This window comes from Ferrovum myxofaciens (genome assembly GCF_000735045.1).
GTDB classification, from domain to species: domain Bacteria; phylum Pseudomonadota; class Gammaproteobacteria; order Burkholderiales; family Ferrovaceae; genus Ferrovum; species Ferrovum myxofaciens.
In genome coordinates, this window is the sequence record NZ_JPOQ01000028.1 from 14,913 (window position 1) to 31,217 (window position 16,305).

Here is a 16,305-nt window from a genome sequence, read left to right on the forward strand (position 1 = left end):
ACCATGCGCCGGACATGCTCAGGGGAGCGGTACCATCAGAGCGCAGACAACGAGACGAGGGGGTTGCGATGAGCGTTACATGGATGGAAATCATTGGAATCGTAGGACCGGCCATTCTCATTTTTATGCTGGACAATTCAGTATGGCATAAATGACCTTTGCCTCCGTACCCCGGTGAGGGGAGCCGAAAGAACACAAAGAGCCGGGAAATCCCGGCTCTTTTGTTTGTTGAAGCGTATCGGAGTTGTGCAACGCGATAAAGTTGCGTCATACTACGGTTATGGGACGATGAATCCTGAATGTTAAACATTTCTTATGATCCAGATAAAAAATACTTAGGGTTTCTTATACTGGATTCGGGATATCATCGACAGAAAACCATAAATCCTCGGGGAAATCCTGTGTTTCTGGGTCTCTCGAGGGCTAAAATAATGCGGCAACGCTTGATTGACGGAGAGAATATACCATGCATCTGGGGCGCAAGACCTTATCCAAGTATTTGATTGAAAATGTCAGCGGAACCAAGGATGGAGCCGATTTGGCCGCCTTGCTGGTGGATGTGGCTGCTGCGGTGAAAGCCATTTCTGCCCTGAGTTCCAAAGGGGCGTTGGGCGGCGCAACAGGCAGCATGGATACCACCAACGTGCAGGGCGAGACCCAGAAAAAACTGGATGTCCTGTCCAATACGGCGTTTGTGAACACCTTCGAATTGGGTGGATTGGTGGCCGGGGTCGCCTCGGAGGAGATGGATGATCCCTTTCCCGTGCGCGCACCGCATAAGCGCGGACCCTTTCTGGCGATTTTTGATCCCCTGGATGGTTCATCCAACATCGACGGCAACGTTTCGGTGGGTTCTATTTTCTCGATTCTCCGTGCCCCTGATGGGAAAGAACCCGAGATGCAGGATTACCTCAAGCCCGGAACCGAACAGGTGGCGGCGGGGTATGCACTGTATGGCCCGGCAACTTTGCTGGTCATCACGGTGGGCAAAGGAACTCATGGCTTTACCCTGGATCGGGAAGTGGGCAATTTTATTCTGACCCATCCGGACATTCAGATTCCGGCGGATACCAACGAATTTGCCATCAATACCTCCAACGAACGTTTCTGGGAACCCCCGGTCATCCGTTACATCAGCGAATGCAAGGCGGGCAAGACGGGCGTGCGCGAGCGTGACTTCAACATGCGCTGGATTGCTTCCATGGTGGCGGAAGTGCACCGTATCCTGATTCGTGGCGGGATATTTCTGTATCCAAAGGACACCAAGGAACCTTTGAAACCGGGTCGTCTGCGTCTCCTGTACGAAGCCAATCCCATGAGCATGATTGTGGAACAGGCGGGGGGGCTTTCCAGCACCGGACGGGAACGCATCATGGAAGTGGTGCCCACCCAGATTCACCAACGCATTGCGGTCATTCTGGGGTCGAGTCACGAGGTGGCACGGGTGATCCAGTATCATCAGGAACACGACGAAGGAAAGGGAGAACCCTTTTCTTCCCCGCTGTTCAGCGAGCGTGGTCTGTTCCGGGCTTGAGAAACTTTACAATATAATTGCACAAGAGGTCATCGATCATGTCCCGCAAACATCCCATCATTGCCGTGACGGGCTCTTCCGGTGCTGGTACCACCACCGTGATGAACAGTTTCAAACATATTTTCCGCCGCGAGAAGGTTACGGCCCAATTGGTGGAAGGCGATTCCTTTCACCGTTACAATCGCGCCGAAATGAAAGCGCAGATGAAAGAACGGGAAGACAAGGGCAATCGTAATTTCAGCCACTTTGGTCCCGAGGCCAATCTTCTCGAAGAGTTGGAGACCCTGTTCAAGACCTATGGTGCCACCGGGTTGGGTAAAGTCCGTAAATATCTGCACGATGCCGGTGAAGCGGCTCCCTACAAGCAGGAACCGGGTACCTTCATCCCCTGGCAGGACGTCGAGCCGGGTACCGATCTGATGTTTTACGAAGGGCTGCATGGGGGCTATGCCGACGACAAGATCAATGTGGCGGCCCAGGTGGATCTGTTGGTGGGCGTGGTGCCCATCATCAATCTGGAGTGGATTCAAAAACTCCATCGTGACCAGAAATTGCGGGGCTATTCTCAGGAAGCCGTCATGGATGTGATCCTGCGCCGCATGCCCGATTACGTCAACCACATCTGTCCCCAGTTTTCGCGCACCCATGTCAACTTTCAGCGTGTGCCCACGGTGGATACCTCCAATCCTTTCATTGCCAATGACATTCCCAGTCCGGATGAAAGCATGGTGGTGATCCGCTTTTCTGATCCCCACGGCATTGATTTTCCTTATCTGCTGTCCATGTTGCACGATGCCATGATGACCCGTCCCAATACGTTGGTGGTTCCTGGTGGCAAAATGGGTCTGGCCATGCAATTGATTTTCACGCCCATGATTCTCAAGATGATCGATTACAAACGTAAGGCTGCCTGCTGATGGCACAGGGAGTTCCCCTGCCGCGCCTGATCATGTTCGATCTGGATGGCACCCTGGTGGATACCGCCATGGAAATTGCCCACTCCGTGAATCAAACTTTGGCCGAGGCAGGTTTTGATTCTTTGCCCCCGGAGTTGATTCGGGAGTGGATTGGAAAAGGCACTGCCTGGTTGTTTGCAACCGTGTCGCAACAGGTGACGGGGCAGGACAAAGAACGAGCGTCACAGGTGTATGACCAGTTTTATCCGCGCTTTCTGCAGGTCTACCATGACCTGACCGGCGTTCATAGCCGGCCTTACCCTGGGGCATCCGAGGCTTTGGAAATCCTGCGTGCGGCAGGTTGCCAACTGGCCGTTGTGACCAACAAGGATCGGGACTTGTCCCAACGTTTGCTGGACAGTCAGGGTCTGGCCCAGGCCATCGACATTTTGGTGGGAGGCGGAGATACCCCGGAAGGAAAACCCAGTCCTCAGCCGCTCCAAAAAGCCCTGGTGGATGCGGGGTTAAGCGCACAGGACGCACTTTTTGTGGGGGACTCCAGCAACGACGTTCAGGCCGCGCGCCGTGCCGGTGTAACAATCTGGGCGTTCAATCATGGATATAATCACGGAGAACCCATAGCCATGGCCAACCCTGACCGTGTGCTGGACAGTTTTCCGGAACTGCTTCAACAGTTGGGGGTACGTCCTCCACTGGCTTCACCCTCCATCTAACCCCATCCATATTCCGAGGATACATCATGGCTCTCATTTCCCTGCGTCAGTTGCTCGATCACGCCGCCGAACACGGTTACGGTTTGCCTGCTTTCAACGTGAATAACCTGGAACAGATCCAGGCCATCATGGAAGCCGCCGCAGCCACCAACAGTCCCGTCATCATGCAAGGTTCCGCCGGTGCCCGTAAATATGCCGGTGAACCTTTCCTGCGCAAGTTGATTGAAGGCGCTGTGGAAATGTATCCCGATATTCCCGTGTGCATGCATCAGGACCATGGGGCCAGCCCTGTGGTATGTCAACGTTCCATCCGCTCCGGTTTTTCCAGCGTGATGATGGACGGATCCCTGATGGAAGACATGAAAACTCCCTCCAGTTTCGAGTACAACGTCGGCACCACACGCCGCGTGGTGGAAATGGCTCATGCCGTGGGCGTTTCGGTGGAAGGTGAACTGGGTTGTCTGGGTTCCCTGGAATCCGGCATGATGGGGGAAGAGGATGGACACGGCTCCGATGACAAGTTGAGCCATGATCAGTTGTTGACCGACCCCGAACAGGCAGCGGACTTCGTTCGTCAAACGGAAGTGGACGCTCTGGCCATCGCCATCGGAACCAGCCATGGAGCCTACAAATTCACCAAGGCGCCCACAGGCGATACCTTGGCCATTTGGCGCGTGAAGGAAATCCATGCCCGGATTCCCAACACCCATCTGGTCATGCACGGCTCTTCCTCCGTTCCCCAGGACTGGCTCGAGATCATCCGTGCCAACGGTGGAACCATCAAGGAAACCTATGGCGTGCCCGTGGAAGAAATTGTCGAAGCCATCAAGTATGGCGTGCGCAAGGTCAACATCGACACCGATATCCGTTTGGCCATGACCGGAGCCATGCGTCAACTCATGTTCAAGAAGCCCGAAGAATTCGATCCGCGCAAGTTCCTGGCCGAAGCCCGCAAGGCCGCCATGGGTATCTGCAAGGCCCGCTTCGAAGCCTTTGGCAGTGCCGGACAAGCCAGCAAGATCAAGCCGATCTCTCTGGAAGTCATGGGGGATCGTTATGCCAAGGGCGAACTCAAGCCCCAGGTGCGTTAAGACCCCGGCGCGCCAAACCCTTTTTCTATCCTAAACTTATCGACAAGAGATTTCATCATGACGCAAGGTACAACCTCCACGGCAACGATGGCCAATGCCATTCGCGCACTGGCGATGGATGCGGTGCAAAAAGCCAATTCCGGCCACCCCGGTGCGCCCATGGGCATGGCAGAAATGTCCGTGGCCCTATGGGGACAGCATTTGAGACATAATCCCACCAACCCTCATTGGGCGGACCGTGACCGTTTCGTCTTGTCCAATGGTCATGCTTCCATGCTGCTCTATGCCTTGTTGCACCTCACGGGCTACGATCTGCCCATGGACGAACTCAAGGCTTTTCGCCAATTGCACAGCAAGACCCCTGGACACCCGGAGTATGGCATCACCGTGGGGGTGGAAACTACCACCGGCCCCCTGGGTCAAGGCGTCACCAATGCGGTGGGCTTTGCCTTGGCCGAACGCCTGTTGAGAGAACAGTTCAACAAGCCAGGTCACACCATTGTGGATCATCATACCTACGTATTCATGGGGGATGGTTGTCTGATGGAAGGGATCAGCCATGAAGCCTGCTCGCTGGCAGGGACGTTGGGGCTGAATAAACTCATCGCCTTCTGGGATGATAATGGCATCTCCATCGATGGTCATGTAGAACCCTGGTTTTCGGAAGATGTACCTGGACGATTTGCAGCCTATGGCTGGAACGTGGTTCGGCCCATCGATGGACATGATGTGGAGGCGGTATCGAAGGCCATCGAGGCCGCCAAAACCAGTACCAAGCCCACCCTGATTTGCTGCAAGACCATCATCGGCAAGGGCAGTCCCAACAAGCAGGGAACCCACGATGTGCATGGTGCCGCCTTGGGCAATGAGGAAATCGCCGCGACCAGAAAGATGCTCGGCTGGAATTATGGTCCCTTTGAAATTCCTGCGGAAGTTTATGCGGCATGGGATGCCAAAGCCCGCGGGCAGGCTCAGGAGGCTGAATGGAACCAGCGTTTTGCGGCCTACCAGGCGGCCTACCCCAGCGAAGCGGCAGAGTTCACGCGCCGCATGAAGGGGGATCTGCCTGCCAACTTCGAACGGGCAGCACTGGAATTCGTGGCCAAGTGTCGGGACAAGGCAGAAAGCATCGCCACCCGCAAGGCCAGTCAGAATACCCTGGAAGCCTTGAGTCCCGCCCTGCCCGAGTTCTTTGGGGGATCGGCGGACTTGACGGGATCCAACCTGACCAACTGGAGTGGCAGCAAGCCGATGAATGCCACCACCCCCGGAAATTACCTGAGTTACGGGGTGCGGGAGTTCGGCATGAGCGCCATCCTCAACGGGTTGGCCCTGCATGGCGGGTTCATCCCCTATGGCGGCACTTTCCTGACCTTCTCGGATTACAGTCGCAATGCCCTGCGCATGGCCTCGCTGATGCGGATTCGCAGTATCTTCGTGTTCACCCACGATTCCATCGGCCTGGGGGAAGATGGTCCGACGCACCAATCCATCGAGCATGTGTCCAGTTTGCGTCTGATCCCGCACATGGATGTCTGGCGTCCCTGTGATACCACGGAAACGGCGGTTTCCTGGGATGCGGCTATCCGTCGCAAGGATGGACCCAGTTCCCTGATTTTTAGCCGTCAAAACCTGCCGTTCCAGACCCGTATGCCTGAGCAGATCATCGAGATCAGCAAGGGGGGCTATGTTCTGAAGGAAGCCGACGGAGCGGCGCAGGCCATTCTCATCGCCACCGGTTCGGAAGTGGGGTTGGCCGTGGAAGCGCAAAAACTTCTGGCAGCAGAAGGCATCGCCGTACGGGTGGTATCCATGCCCTCCACCTCGGTCTTTGACCGGCAGGACGCCGAGTACCACGCCTCCGTTCTGCCCAAACATGTGCCCAAGGTGGCGGTGGAAGCGGGTTGTACGGCGCTGTGGTGGAAGTATGGCTGTAGTGCCGTGGTGGGTATCGATACCTTCGGGGAATCCGCCCCCGCCGGTGCCCTGTTCAAGTACTTTGGTCTGACCGCCGACAAGGTGGCCGCCACGGTCAAGAGCGTTCTCTAAACCAAAACGCACGTCCAAAAAAACGGCCTTCCCTCCCAAGGGGAAGGCCGTTTTTATTGTGCTCTCGGACGGGTTGTTGTAATTAAACAACGCCACGAATTTTTTCTTACCAATTGTTACAAAACTATTTACAGACCCATTAAGCCGGTGTTAATTTTTGACCTGGCGCAAATCGCTCCATTTCGGGGCGTGATGCACCAACTCGGTTCCTACAGAAAAACATAGGGGGTTTCAGAATGAAGGTATCCAACCTGCTTGGAAAGGCAAAGGGCTCAGCCCTGTTGCTGCTGGGCACGGCATCTGTGGTGGTATCCATGGACGCCAATGCCATTCCGGTCTTTGCTCGGCAAACCGGCTTTAAGTGCGTGGCCTGTCACGTTGGGGGCATGTTCCCGCAACTGACTTCACTCGGTCGTATGTTCAAATTGACCGGTTACACCATGGGCAACCGCCCCAATCTGGACGGTCTGGAAGTTCAGAATGACTATCCGCCTGTGGCCATCATGGTGCAGGGTGCGAAGCAGTACTACAACAATACTCGTGCAGGACAAGGTACGCCCTCATCATCAGCCGATCTGCAGGTGGTGAGTCTGTTTGCCGGCGGCAAGATCACTGACAACTTCGGGGCCTTCATGCAATGGACCGGGCAGAAATACGCCAATTTGCAATCAGGATCTCAAGTAGGTTATAACGCTGCGGCGATCGACAATACGGAATTCCGTTATGCTGATCGTACAGTAACTCCCAATAGCGATCTGATTCTGGGGGCGTATATCAACAACCGCGCTATGATGTCCGATGTCTGGAACAACTTTGGCGCCTGGGAATCGGGCTGGATCAATTATTTCAATCCGGGTGGTCCCCTAGCACCAACTACCTACATGATGGGAGAGTCTTCTCAACATGCGGCTGTGGGGGTAGGGGGCTATTTCTTCAAGGACAAGACCTGGTACGGTGAACTGGCGGTTTACAAGTCACCCACCCACGGTCCCTTCTCGATGCTGACCGCAGGAACCACCTCGGTCGGAAATACTGCGGTGACTTCACTGCTGGAGCCTTCTCCCTACTTCCGCTTTGCCTACAACAAGGAATGGGGCGCCAACAGTTTCGAAGCCGGGATTCATGGGATGATGTCCTATGTTTATGGGACGCCTCTTTATGGTGCACCAGCGGCTACTAACTCACTTCCAGGTGGACCTGCCAGCGCTTATCATGACGTCGGTTTGGATGCACAGTACCAATATGTCCTCGATCCCCATTACTTTGCCGCCCATGCTCGGGTAACCCGTGAATTGATGAATAACACCCCTGGGCAAGCGAATTGGGAAGGATTGTTTGCAACTAATGCAACGGATAATTTAACCGAAACCTATATTGATGCTACCTATGTTTATGAAGCTAAGTACGGGGCTCAGTTGAGTTACGCCAGTGCCACAGGGTCCAATGATGCTGGGCTCTACGGTGCTGGTACTGCTCTCAATCCTGCTACTGGGGCCTATTCGGCTACGGGTAGTCCTAACTGGAGGTCCTGGACCCCCAATATTTTCTGGCAACCTTACCAGAATCTGCGTATCGGGTATATGTACACTTTCTACACCGAGATGGGTGGGGTGAATAGCGGAAGCAATGTTACCTTTGGGGTAGGTGGTCCGAAGTTCAGCCCAGCGAACTTCAATACCTCCATGCTGTACGTCGGGTTCATTTATTAATAGGGGATGAATATGAAAAATGTTAAGACCATTCTGACCCTTTCCGCCTTGTCACTGGCGCTGGGGGCTTGTTCCACCGGCATCACCAAGAGCCGGAATCTGGGGAACCCGAACGTAACCGGCAATACGCTGGCTCAGCAGGTGTGTTCGGTCTGTCACGGCAACATTGGAAACTCTGTCAACGGTAATTCCGTCAACCCGACCTTCCCGAATCTGGCGGGTCAGCAGAAGGATTACCTGGTTGCTCAAATGACGGCGTTCCATGAAAAGACCCGGAAGGATCCCGCTGCCCAGCAGATGATGTGGGGGATCGCCCGTAACTTTACGCCCAAGCAGATCGATGAGTTGGCCACGTTCTACTCCAACCAGAAACCTCTGCCCAACCCCGCCCACGGCAATGCTGCCTTGATCGCCGAAGGCCAGAAGATTTTCAACGAAGGGTTGCTGGACAAGGGCGTGCCTGCCTGTATGGGCTGTCACGGTTCCAGTGGAGAAGGCAATGGGGTGATCCCACGCCTGGCGGGACAACATGCCAACTACGTGTACAAACAGTTGAATGTGTTCGATCGCGATGCCAAGACCTCGGATGGCAAGGAAAATGTGCCGGATTCTGCGCTTGAGCGGCCCACCGGTGGTGTGATGGAAATGGTGGCCAGTGCTCTGACCAAGGAACAAAAACGCGCCATGGCCGCCTACGTGCAGTCACTGCGCTAAAATATCACCGCCCCCGCTTTAATGGGGGGCAAAAAGGTTGTATCTTTGCCCCGCTTCGGCGGGGCATTTTTCATTCTTTTTCCACTCAATACCTCACGCTTGTTGGCCTTGCGAAAACTGGATCTGACCGCACTTGGTTTGCCTGTTTTAAGCGCGTATGATGATGATTTCTATGGGTAGTAACAGATTTTTCCAAACTCGGTCCGCTGTAAGTATGGGTAATTTCATGATCGTCCCCAGCGCCAGACAGGCGCGGTCACCCAAGGATAATCCCAAGGCTTTTCCGGGTAGGCGCAATGCCCCGGTTTGAAACGCTTGTGCCGTATCGTAGGGGACGACTTCCAGTTCCAGATTGAATAACGTTTCATGGACAATATCTGTAGGCATGCCTTGATCCATCAGTTTGCTGACCAGTTCGGCGTAATTTACCGCGGAAATCAAACCCGATCCTGTTTCAAGGATAGGCAGCACTTGATCCGCTCCGGCTTCAGAAAACAGATAAGCCAGGACCGCCGAGGCATCCAGTACCACCTTATTCATCATTCATCTTGACTGGAAAGTTTGCGTTCGCGCAGGAAACTGTCCACAACGTGATCAGACGCCTGAGCATGGCATTTGACCAAGTTTAGTGCATTTTCCAGGCGTTGTTTGCGCGTGGCAATACGCAACTCGCGGACTTCCTCCGACCAGTTCAATAAAACCTGATCCCCGATGTTCACTCCCATTTTTAGGCGGATATCTGCCGGGATGACAATTCTGCCTCCCTGGGACACTTGAACGGCGATTTGTGTCATTATCTCTCCATGTGTCATTTTATGTTGATAATGGCATGATACGATCAGGATCCGATAAAATCAATTCGTGGATGATTTAAGGGTGGGAGAGCGATGAAACGAATTCTGGTGGGGGATATTGGCGGAACCAAAACGCGCCTGGCCTTGGCCGAGGGGGAGGGTACGGTGGTGGTGCTGACGGAGGTACGGACGTACCCCAGTTTGCACTACGCCACCTTGGAACTCGTGCTGGAAGAATACGTCACCCAGGTGGGTTTCCCGGTGGAAGGGATTGCTCTGGGGGTGGCGGGCCCGGTTTCCAGGCAGCGCGCACAGGTGACCAACCTGCCCTGGGTGGTGGAGAGTGCAGCGCTACGCCAACGCTTCGGGGTCCAGTGCATTCTGCTCAATGATCTGGAAGCCGTGGCCTGGGGGTTGCCTGCCTTGAGGGGGGATGAACTTTTTTCCTTGCAGGAAGGGGTGCCCTCTGAAGGGAATCGCGCGGTGATTGCAGCGGGGACGGGGTTGGGTGAGGCAGGCATTCATTGGGATGGAACCCGCTTTCACCCCTTCGCCACGGAGGGAGGACATACTTCTTTTGCCCCCCGTACGGAGCGGGAAATAGCGCTCTGGCGATTTCTTCAGGCGCGCCATGGCCATGTCAGTTGGGAACGGGTGGTCTCGGGGATGGCCCTGCCTGAACTTCACGAGTTTTTGCGGGCCCATGAACATTCTTCAATCCCCGCCTGGTTACAGGCGGCTTTGGAGGGAGCCTCCGCAGGCGCGGTATTGGCGCAGGCGGCACTGGAAGCTACGGATCCGCTGTGCGTGGAATTGATGCATTGGTTCGTCCGTTTGTATGGCGCAGAGGCAGGCAATCTGGCGCTCAAAGTGATGAGTCGGGGAGGGGTGTATGTAGGGGGAGGGATTGCCCCCAAAATCTTGCCCCTGCTACGCCAACCCGGTTTTCTGGAGTCTTTCGTGGATAAGGGGCGCATGCGCCCCCTGCTGGAAGCCATGCCGGTACAGGTCATTCTGACGGACCAGGTGGCCCTTTACGGATTGGCGCTGGCAGCCAGAAGTTCGCGCATTTGCTGATGGAATAACCTGCCTCCCCCGTTGGCGGGGTGGCGCACCGGGTGGGCGCTTATCCCAAGGGAAGCCAGGGTTGCCTGACTCTTGCGTCCGATGGCAACGAGGTGGCCTTGAGGGAATAAGGCCAGAAAGGCCCTGAGGGTCTCCTTGCCCGACTCCAGTTCCGCATCCGTGGGGGTACGGTTGGTGAGGGGGCTGAGCGGGTGATGGGGATGCCAGGCAAAGGCATTCCACAGGACAAAATCATGGCTGTGGCCGAGTCCCAGCATCGTGTTCCAGACCATGGTCGCGGTAGGTTCCAGAGCCCCTGCGGGATTTTGTCGGCCATTGGAAAGTAACGTCCCACTGGTACGGAATTTTTTCCCTGAAAAAAAGCGCTGGGTCGGGGCGGCGTTCTGGCTGCCCGCGTCTTCGAGCAAGCGTCGTTCACTGGTCATCGCACAACCGGAAAACTTGGCCCCCTGGTAACCGGGCGCTTCAGCAATCAGGATCCAGTGCGCCCGGTTCCGGCGTTCCTCCAGATAGCGGGTCAGATGGGAGAGGCGGTGCTGCGGTGCCGCCGGACTGGCGTCATTGAGGGGGTCTGTGTCTCGCCAGGGGTTGAAAACAGTGGAACTGGAGATTCGTGCGTGCAAAAGGTCGAGAAAAGGGGTCAGGGTCACGTCCGGCCTGGAATGGTTGAGAGAACAGGTTGCTGAAAAAAGAAGTTGGCAGGTGAAGGCATCGATGATTCCCCTGGCGAGGGAGGATTGTCGCACTGCGGCAGGATTTTGGAAAGGGAGTGAAGGGGAGAATTGAGGCAGGAAAGTGCTGTTTTTGTACAGAGACAGGAGAGGTATGTTACAGGTATGCTACAGATTGTGGGTAAACCCCTCAAGTTTGGGTTGGATCATCCGATAGTACGGGTATGGGTGCAGATCAAGGTTCAAATAGGGAATATTCATGAAAAACAATGGCCCCGTGACGCAACGGGAGATTGATTACCCCGCTTCTTATGTGTTTATCACCCGCACGGATCTCAAAGGGATCGTCACTGAGGTCAATGATACCTTTGTTGAGATATCCGGTTTTACCCGAGCCGAACTGGTGGGCATCAGTCATAATTCGGTGCGTCATCCGGATATGCCGTGTTGGGCTTTCGAGGACTTGTGGAAGACCATCAAGGCCGGTTATCCATGGCGGGGCATCGTCAAGAACCGGGCCAAAAGTGGTGACCACTATTGGGTACGGGCCACTGTGTCCCCGATTTTTCGTCAAGGGCAAGTGGTGGGTTACCTGTCCCTGCGGCGTAAGCCTTCCCGTGAAGAAGTGAGTGCAGCCGAGGCGCTCTATCGTCAGTACCCCGAGCATCCTCCGGCCCAGAGATTTTCATTGCGGCGCTGGTTTGCCCGGCTCCCCATCCGGATCAAGATGCAAGTGGCCGTTCAGCCGGTTCTCCTTGTCTTGCTGACGACGGCCACCGTGGTGGCCTATCAGCAACTGCGTAAAGCCATCATCGACGATGCGGCAGGAAAGGGACACGGAGTGGCGATGCAGGTCATCGACAGTGCCAATATGTTGATGGTCACGGGGGCCATTACCGATCCCCATAACCGCCAGTTGATGATCAAAAAGATCATCGAGGGGCAGCAACTCACGGCCCTGAGACTGGTGCGTACGCCCCAGGTGGTGAACCAGTTTGGCCCTGGATTGCCGGAAGAGCATCTGGATGACCCTTTGATCAAACAGACCATCGAAAATTCCGTCAAGGCGGGCAAGTCGTTGCCCTATGCGGCCATTCGTTGGGTAGATGGGCATCCTCTGATGCGCGTCATTACCCCTTACATCGAAAGCCATAATTTTCATGAAACGGATTGTCTGAATTGTCATGTGGTGGAAGTCGGGTCGTCCAATGGAGCTTCTGATCTGACCATCGACTTGTCAGAAAACTTTCATCGGCTGTATTTGATCACCTTCCTGATGGTGACGACCCAAGTGGTGTTGCAAATCTTGCTCTTCTTCATTTTTGGTTGGGTCGCCCGGCGCTTTGTGTCGGCTCCCCTGAATGAGGTTTCCACCCATCTGGAAGAAATCGTGGATGGCGATTTCAGTCGCATGGTGGATATTTCAGGGCGGGACGAGACCGGTCGATTGCTTTGCGAAATTCAATCCACCAAAGTATTGATGGGGGCGGTGATCGATCAAATCAGCGCCACGGCGCGCAACATCAGCGGAAGTACGCGCCAGATGAATCAGGCTGTCCAGGTGGCCTCGGAGGTATCTACCCGGCAGTCGGAGGCGGCACAGGCGGCGGCAGCCAGCGTAGAAGAAATGTCCACCAGTATCGATGCCACGGCGGACAATGCGCGCATGGTGGAGAAACTTTCAGCGGGGTCCCTGTCCGGGGCCAAGGACATCGTGGAGCAAGTGGTGGACAATATGGGGTCCATCAGCCATGAGGTGTTACAGGCTTCCGAATCGGTGCGTCAGTTGGGTGAGCGCGCGGGACAGATTACCGAGTTGGTGAACGCCATCAAGGAGATTGCGGACCAGACCAATCTGTTGGCGCTCAATGCAGCCATCGAGGCGGCTCGGGCGGGCGAACAAGGCAGGGGGTTTGCCGTGGTGGCGGATGAGGTCCGCAAGTTAGCGGGGCAGAGCGCCCAGAGTGGGGCTTTGATCGGCAAGGTTTCCAAGGATATTGGCGAAGGAACCAAGGAAGCCATCGCGCGCATCCAGTTGGCGGTGGACAAGGTGCGGTTCGGTGAAAAAATGGCAGAAAAAGCGGGCAGCACCATTGATGATATTGCCCAAAGTTCGGAAAAGATCATGGCCGGGGTCGGGGATATCGTCGCCGCTGTCCAGTCCCAAAGCACAGAGGGGCGGGAAGTGGCGAATCGCATCGAACAGATTGCCCAGGGGGCCGAGCGAAATGCCGTGGTGGTCCAGACCATCGAAGAAGCCGAACGGGTATTGTCCGCATTGGTTCGGGAAATGGATCTGCAAACCCGTACCTTCAAGACTTAACGAGAAAAGGCCAATCGAATCCCTGTCTGAGTCCCATGAAAAAAATGCGAAGTGGAAGCTTGTGATCAATAGTGCATGGGTATTTGATTGGGCGTCCTATGTCCGTTGAAGCCTTGGAGGAATTTCTGAAAAAGTGAGGGCGGTGGTATAATCGCTCAACCTTTTCTTGCCCTTGCCCATGACAAAATACATATTCGTGACTGGTGGTGTTGTCTCTTCCCTGGGGAAGGGTATTGCCGCCGCATCCCTGGGGGCCATTCTGGAGTCCCGTGGGTTGCGCGTGACATTGCTCAAGTTGGACCCTTACATCAATGTGGATCCGGGGACCATGAGTCCCTTCCAGCATGGGGAGGTTTTTGTCACGGAGGATGGTGCCGAGACCGATCTGGATTTGGGGCATTACGAGCGCTTTGTGCGCACGCGGATGACCAAACGCAATAATTTTACGACGGGTCAGATCTACGACAGCGTGATCCGCAAGGAACGACGGGGGGATTATCTGGGCGGGACGGTTCAGGTCATTCCTCATATCACCGACGAAATCAAGCAGTGCATTCGTCAGGGGGCCGGGGATGCCCAGGTGGCCATCGTGGAAATCGGCGGGACGGTGGGGGATATCGAGTCCCTGCCTTTTCTGGAAGCCATTCGCCAGATGGCGGTGGAAGCCCCCCGTGAGGAATGCTGTTTCATCCACTTGACCCTCTTGCCCTATCTGCCTTCTGCGGGAGAAATCAAAACCAAACCGACCCAACACTCGGTCAAGGAGTTGCGCGAGATCGGTATTCAGCCGGACGTCTTGATCTGTCGGGCGGATCGTCCCGTGCCCGCTGATGAACAGCGCAAAATTGCCCTGTTTACCAATGTACCCGTGGAAGCCGTTATTTCCGCACCGGATGTGGACTGCATCTACCGCATCCCCGGAGGCTTGCACCGTCAGCATCTGGACCGCATTGTGTGTCGCAAACTGGCTCTGGAGGTTCCGGAAGCCGATCTGTCTCCCTGGGATGCTCTGGTGGAGGCTTTGGAACACCCCTTGCACGAGGTGAACATTGCTTTGGTGGGCAAATATGTGGATTTGACCGAATCCTACAAGTCCCTTTCTGAAGCATTGATCCATGCCGGAATTCACCAGCGAACCAAGATCCACATTCACTATGTGGATTCGGAACGGCTGGAAAGCGAAGGTCTGGGCACTTTGGAGGGGATGGATGCAGTATTGGTCCCCGGAGGGTTTGGCAAGCGTGGGGTGGAAGGAAAGATTCGCGCCATTCAGTTTGCCCGTGAAGGCCGCCTGCCTTTTTTGGGAATCTGTTTGGGTATGCAGTTGGCTGTGGTGGAATTTGCCCGGCATTGCGCCCATTTCCAGGAAGCCCACAGCACTGAGTTCATGCCTTTGACCCCGGCCCCCGTGATTGCATTGATCACCGAATTTCGTACTGCAGATGGGCGGGTGGAACAACGTTCCGTTCAGTCCGATCTGGGGGGGACCATGCGACTGGGGGGGCAGGAATGTTTGCTGGAAGAAGGATCCTTGGTCCGCAGGGTTTACGGAAAGGCACGCATCGTCGAGCGACATCGCCATCGCTATGAGGTCAACAGCCGGTATGTGGAATCTCTGACCCAGGCGGGTTTGCGTTTTTCCGGAAAATCGGGGCAGGAAGGATTGTGCGAAATGATCGAGTTGCCGGGCCACCCCTGGTTCGTGGCTTGCCAGTTTCATCCCGAATTCACCTCCACTCCCCGTGATGGACATCCCTTGTTTACCGCCTTTGTGGCAGCCGCTCTGGTATACCATCAGGCGGTTGCGGAACCCACTGCCCCATGAAAATCGCTCATTTTGAAGCCGGTCTCCCGCATCCGTTGTTTTTGATTGCGGGTCCCTGTGTGATCGAATCCCGTGACCTGGCCTTTGAAGTGGCGGGTCAATTGAAGGAAATCACCCGCTCTCTGGGGATTCCTTTCATTTTCAAGGCCTCTTACGACAAGGCCAACCGGAGTTCAGGACGGTCCTTTCGGGGTCTGGGGCAGTCGGCAGGGCTGGATATCCTGGCGGACATTCGGCGCGATTTGCAGGTTCCTGTTTTGACGGACGTGCATGAACGGGAGGATGTGGCGGCGGTGGCGGCGGTGGTGGATATGTTGCAGACTCCGGCTTTCCTGTGTCGACAAACCGATTTCATCGCGGCGGTGGCTGCGGCAGGCAAGCCGGTGAATATCAAGAAGGGGCAGTTTCTGGCCCCCGCCGATATGAAAAACGTCGTGGACAAGGCGCGTGCCGCCAGTGGACAGGACAATATTCTGGTTTGTGAACGGGGCGTTTCCTTCGGCTATAACAACCTGGTATCCGATATGCGTTCGCTGGCGATCATGCGGGAGACGGGCTGTCCCGTCGTGTTTGATGCCACCCATTCGGTCCAGTTGCCCGGCGGATTGGGGGGAGCCAGCGGAGGTCAGCGGGAATTTGTCCCCGTACTGGCGCGCGCGGCGGTGGCAGCGGGCGTGGCGGGCGTGTTCATGGAAACCCACCCCCGCCCTGAACAGGCCTTATCCGATGGCCCCAATGCCTGGCCTTTGGGGCGGATGCACGAGTTGCTGGAAACTTTGATGGCGCTGGATGCTGTGGTCAAACAGCGCGGGTTGAGTGAACAGACCCTGTCCTCTTGAAAGGGGTTGGGGCTACCGATTAATTTGAGCAGGTCAAGGA

The 16,305-nt window shown here is 55.5% G+C and carries 14 protein-coding genes; 11 read left to right on the forward strand and 3 right to left on the reverse strand.

From position 1 onward, the window contains the following. Window positions 1-466 precede the first annotated feature (466 nt). The 7 genes from IV91_RS0105310 (at window position 467) to IV91_RS0105340 (ending at window position 8,727) form a co-directional block, all read left to right on the forward strand. Window positions 467-1,534, forward strand: a complete 1,068-nt coding sequence (locus tag IV91_RS0105310) for a class 1 fructose-bisphosphatase (protein WP_031596622.1) — start codon at window positions 467-469, stop codon at window positions 1,532-1,534. A 38-nt stretch (window positions 1,535-1,572) separates the two neighbouring features. After that, window positions 1,573-2,451 (forward strand): phosphoribulokinase, encoded by an 879-nt coding sequence (locus tag IV91_RS0105315; RefSeq protein WP_031596623.1) that lies wholly within the window; start codon window positions 1,573-1,575, stop codon window positions 2,449-2,451. Further along, the gene (locus tag IV91_RS0105320) at window positions 2,451-3,164 is read left to right on the forward strand and encodes an HAD-IA family hydrolase (protein ID WP_031596624.1); all 714 of its coding nucleotides are present in this window, start codon (window positions 2,451-2,453) and stop codon (window positions 3,162-3,164) included. The genes IV91_RS0105315 and IV91_RS0105320 overlap by 1 nt, the downstream gene beginning before the upstream one ends. Before the next feature lie 26 nt (window positions 3,165-3,190). Beyond that, window positions 3,191-4,255, forward strand: coding sequence for a class II fructose-bisphosphate aldolase (gene fba, locus IV91_RS0105325; protein ID WP_031596625.1), 1,065 nt, complete (start codon window positions 3,191-3,193; stop codon window positions 4,253-4,255). A gap of 57 nt (window positions 4,256-4,312) precedes the next feature. Then, window positions 4,313-6,304, forward strand: a complete 1,992-nt coding sequence (tkt, locus tag IV91_RS0105330) for a transketolase (RefSeq protein ID WP_031596626.1) — start codon at window positions 4,313-4,315, stop codon at window positions 6,302-6,304. Window positions 6,305-6,540: 236 nt separating this feature from the next. After that, entirely contained in the window at window positions 6,541-8,013 is a 1,473-nt protein-coding gene (locus IV91_RS0105335) for a hypothetical protein (RefSeq protein ID WP_031596628.1), read from the forward strand. A 12-nt stretch (window positions 8,014-8,025) separates the two neighbouring features. Next, window positions 8,026-8,727 (forward strand): c-type cytochrome, encoded by a 702-nt coding sequence (locus IV91_RS0105340; RefSeq protein WP_031596630.1) that lies wholly within the window; start codon window positions 8,026-8,028, stop codon window positions 8,725-8,727. Window positions 8,728-8,874: 147 nt separating this feature from the next. On the opposite strand, the gene IV91_RS0105345 is transcribed toward IV91_RS0105340, so the two are convergent. Both IV91_RS0105345 and IV91_RS0105350 read right to left on the reverse strand, forming a co-directional pair. After that, on the reverse strand, window positions 8,875-9,270 hold the full coding sequence (locus IV91_RS0105345; protein WP_197456367.1) for a type II toxin-antitoxin system VapC family toxin: 396 nt from the start codon (window positions 9,268-9,270) through the stop codon (window positions 8,875-8,877). After that, window positions 9,267-9,521: an AbrB/MazE/SpoVT family DNA-binding domain-containing protein gene (locus IV91_RS0105350; RefSeq protein ID WP_031596633.1), complete on the reverse strand. Its 255-nt coding sequence runs from the start codon at window positions 9,519-9,521 to the stop codon at window positions 9,267-9,269. The genes IV91_RS0105345 and IV91_RS0105350 overlap by 4 nt, the downstream gene beginning before the upstream one ends. Window positions 9,522-9,614: 93 nt before the next feature. Here IV91_RS0105350 and glk point away from each other — a divergent pair, with 93 nt between their 5' ends. After that, window positions 9,615-10,598: a glucokinase gene (gene glk / locus IV91_RS0105355; RefSeq protein WP_031596635.1), complete on the forward strand. Its 984-nt coding sequence runs from the start codon at window positions 9,615-9,617 to the stop codon at window positions 10,596-10,598. On the opposite strand, the gene IV91_RS0105360 is transcribed toward glk, so the two are convergent. Then, entirely contained in the window at window positions 10,556-11,353 is a 798-nt protein-coding gene (locus IV91_RS0105360; RefSeq protein WP_051862127.1) for a uracil-DNA glycosylase, read from the reverse strand. The genes glk and IV91_RS0105360 overlap by 43 nt on opposite strands. A 184-nt stretch (window positions 11,354-11,537) precedes the next feature. On the opposite strand from IV91_RS0105360, the gene IV91_RS0105365 reads away from it, so the two are divergent. The 3 genes from IV91_RS0105365 (at window position 11,538) to kdsA (ending at window position 16,265) form a co-directional block, all read left to right on the forward strand. Beyond that, the gene (locus tag IV91_RS0105365; protein WP_051862129.1) at window positions 11,538-13,601 is read left to right on the forward strand and encodes a methyl-accepting chemotaxis protein; all 2,064 of its coding nucleotides are present in this window, start codon (window positions 11,538-11,540) and stop codon (window positions 13,599-13,601) included. Between the two features lie 178 nt (window positions 13,602-13,779). Continuing rightward, window positions 13,780-15,426, forward strand: coding sequence for a CTP synthase (locus IV91_RS0105370; protein ID WP_031596639.1), 1,647 nt, complete (start codon window positions 13,780-13,782; stop codon window positions 15,424-15,426). Then, window positions 15,423-16,265: a 3-deoxy-8-phosphooctulonate synthase gene (gene kdsA, locus IV91_RS0105375; protein ID WP_031596640.1), complete on the forward strand. Its 843-nt coding sequence runs from the start codon at window positions 15,423-15,425 to the stop codon at window positions 16,263-16,265. The genes IV91_RS0105370 and kdsA overlap by 4 nt, the downstream gene beginning before the upstream one ends. Window positions 16,266-16,305: the final 40 nt, after the last annotated feature.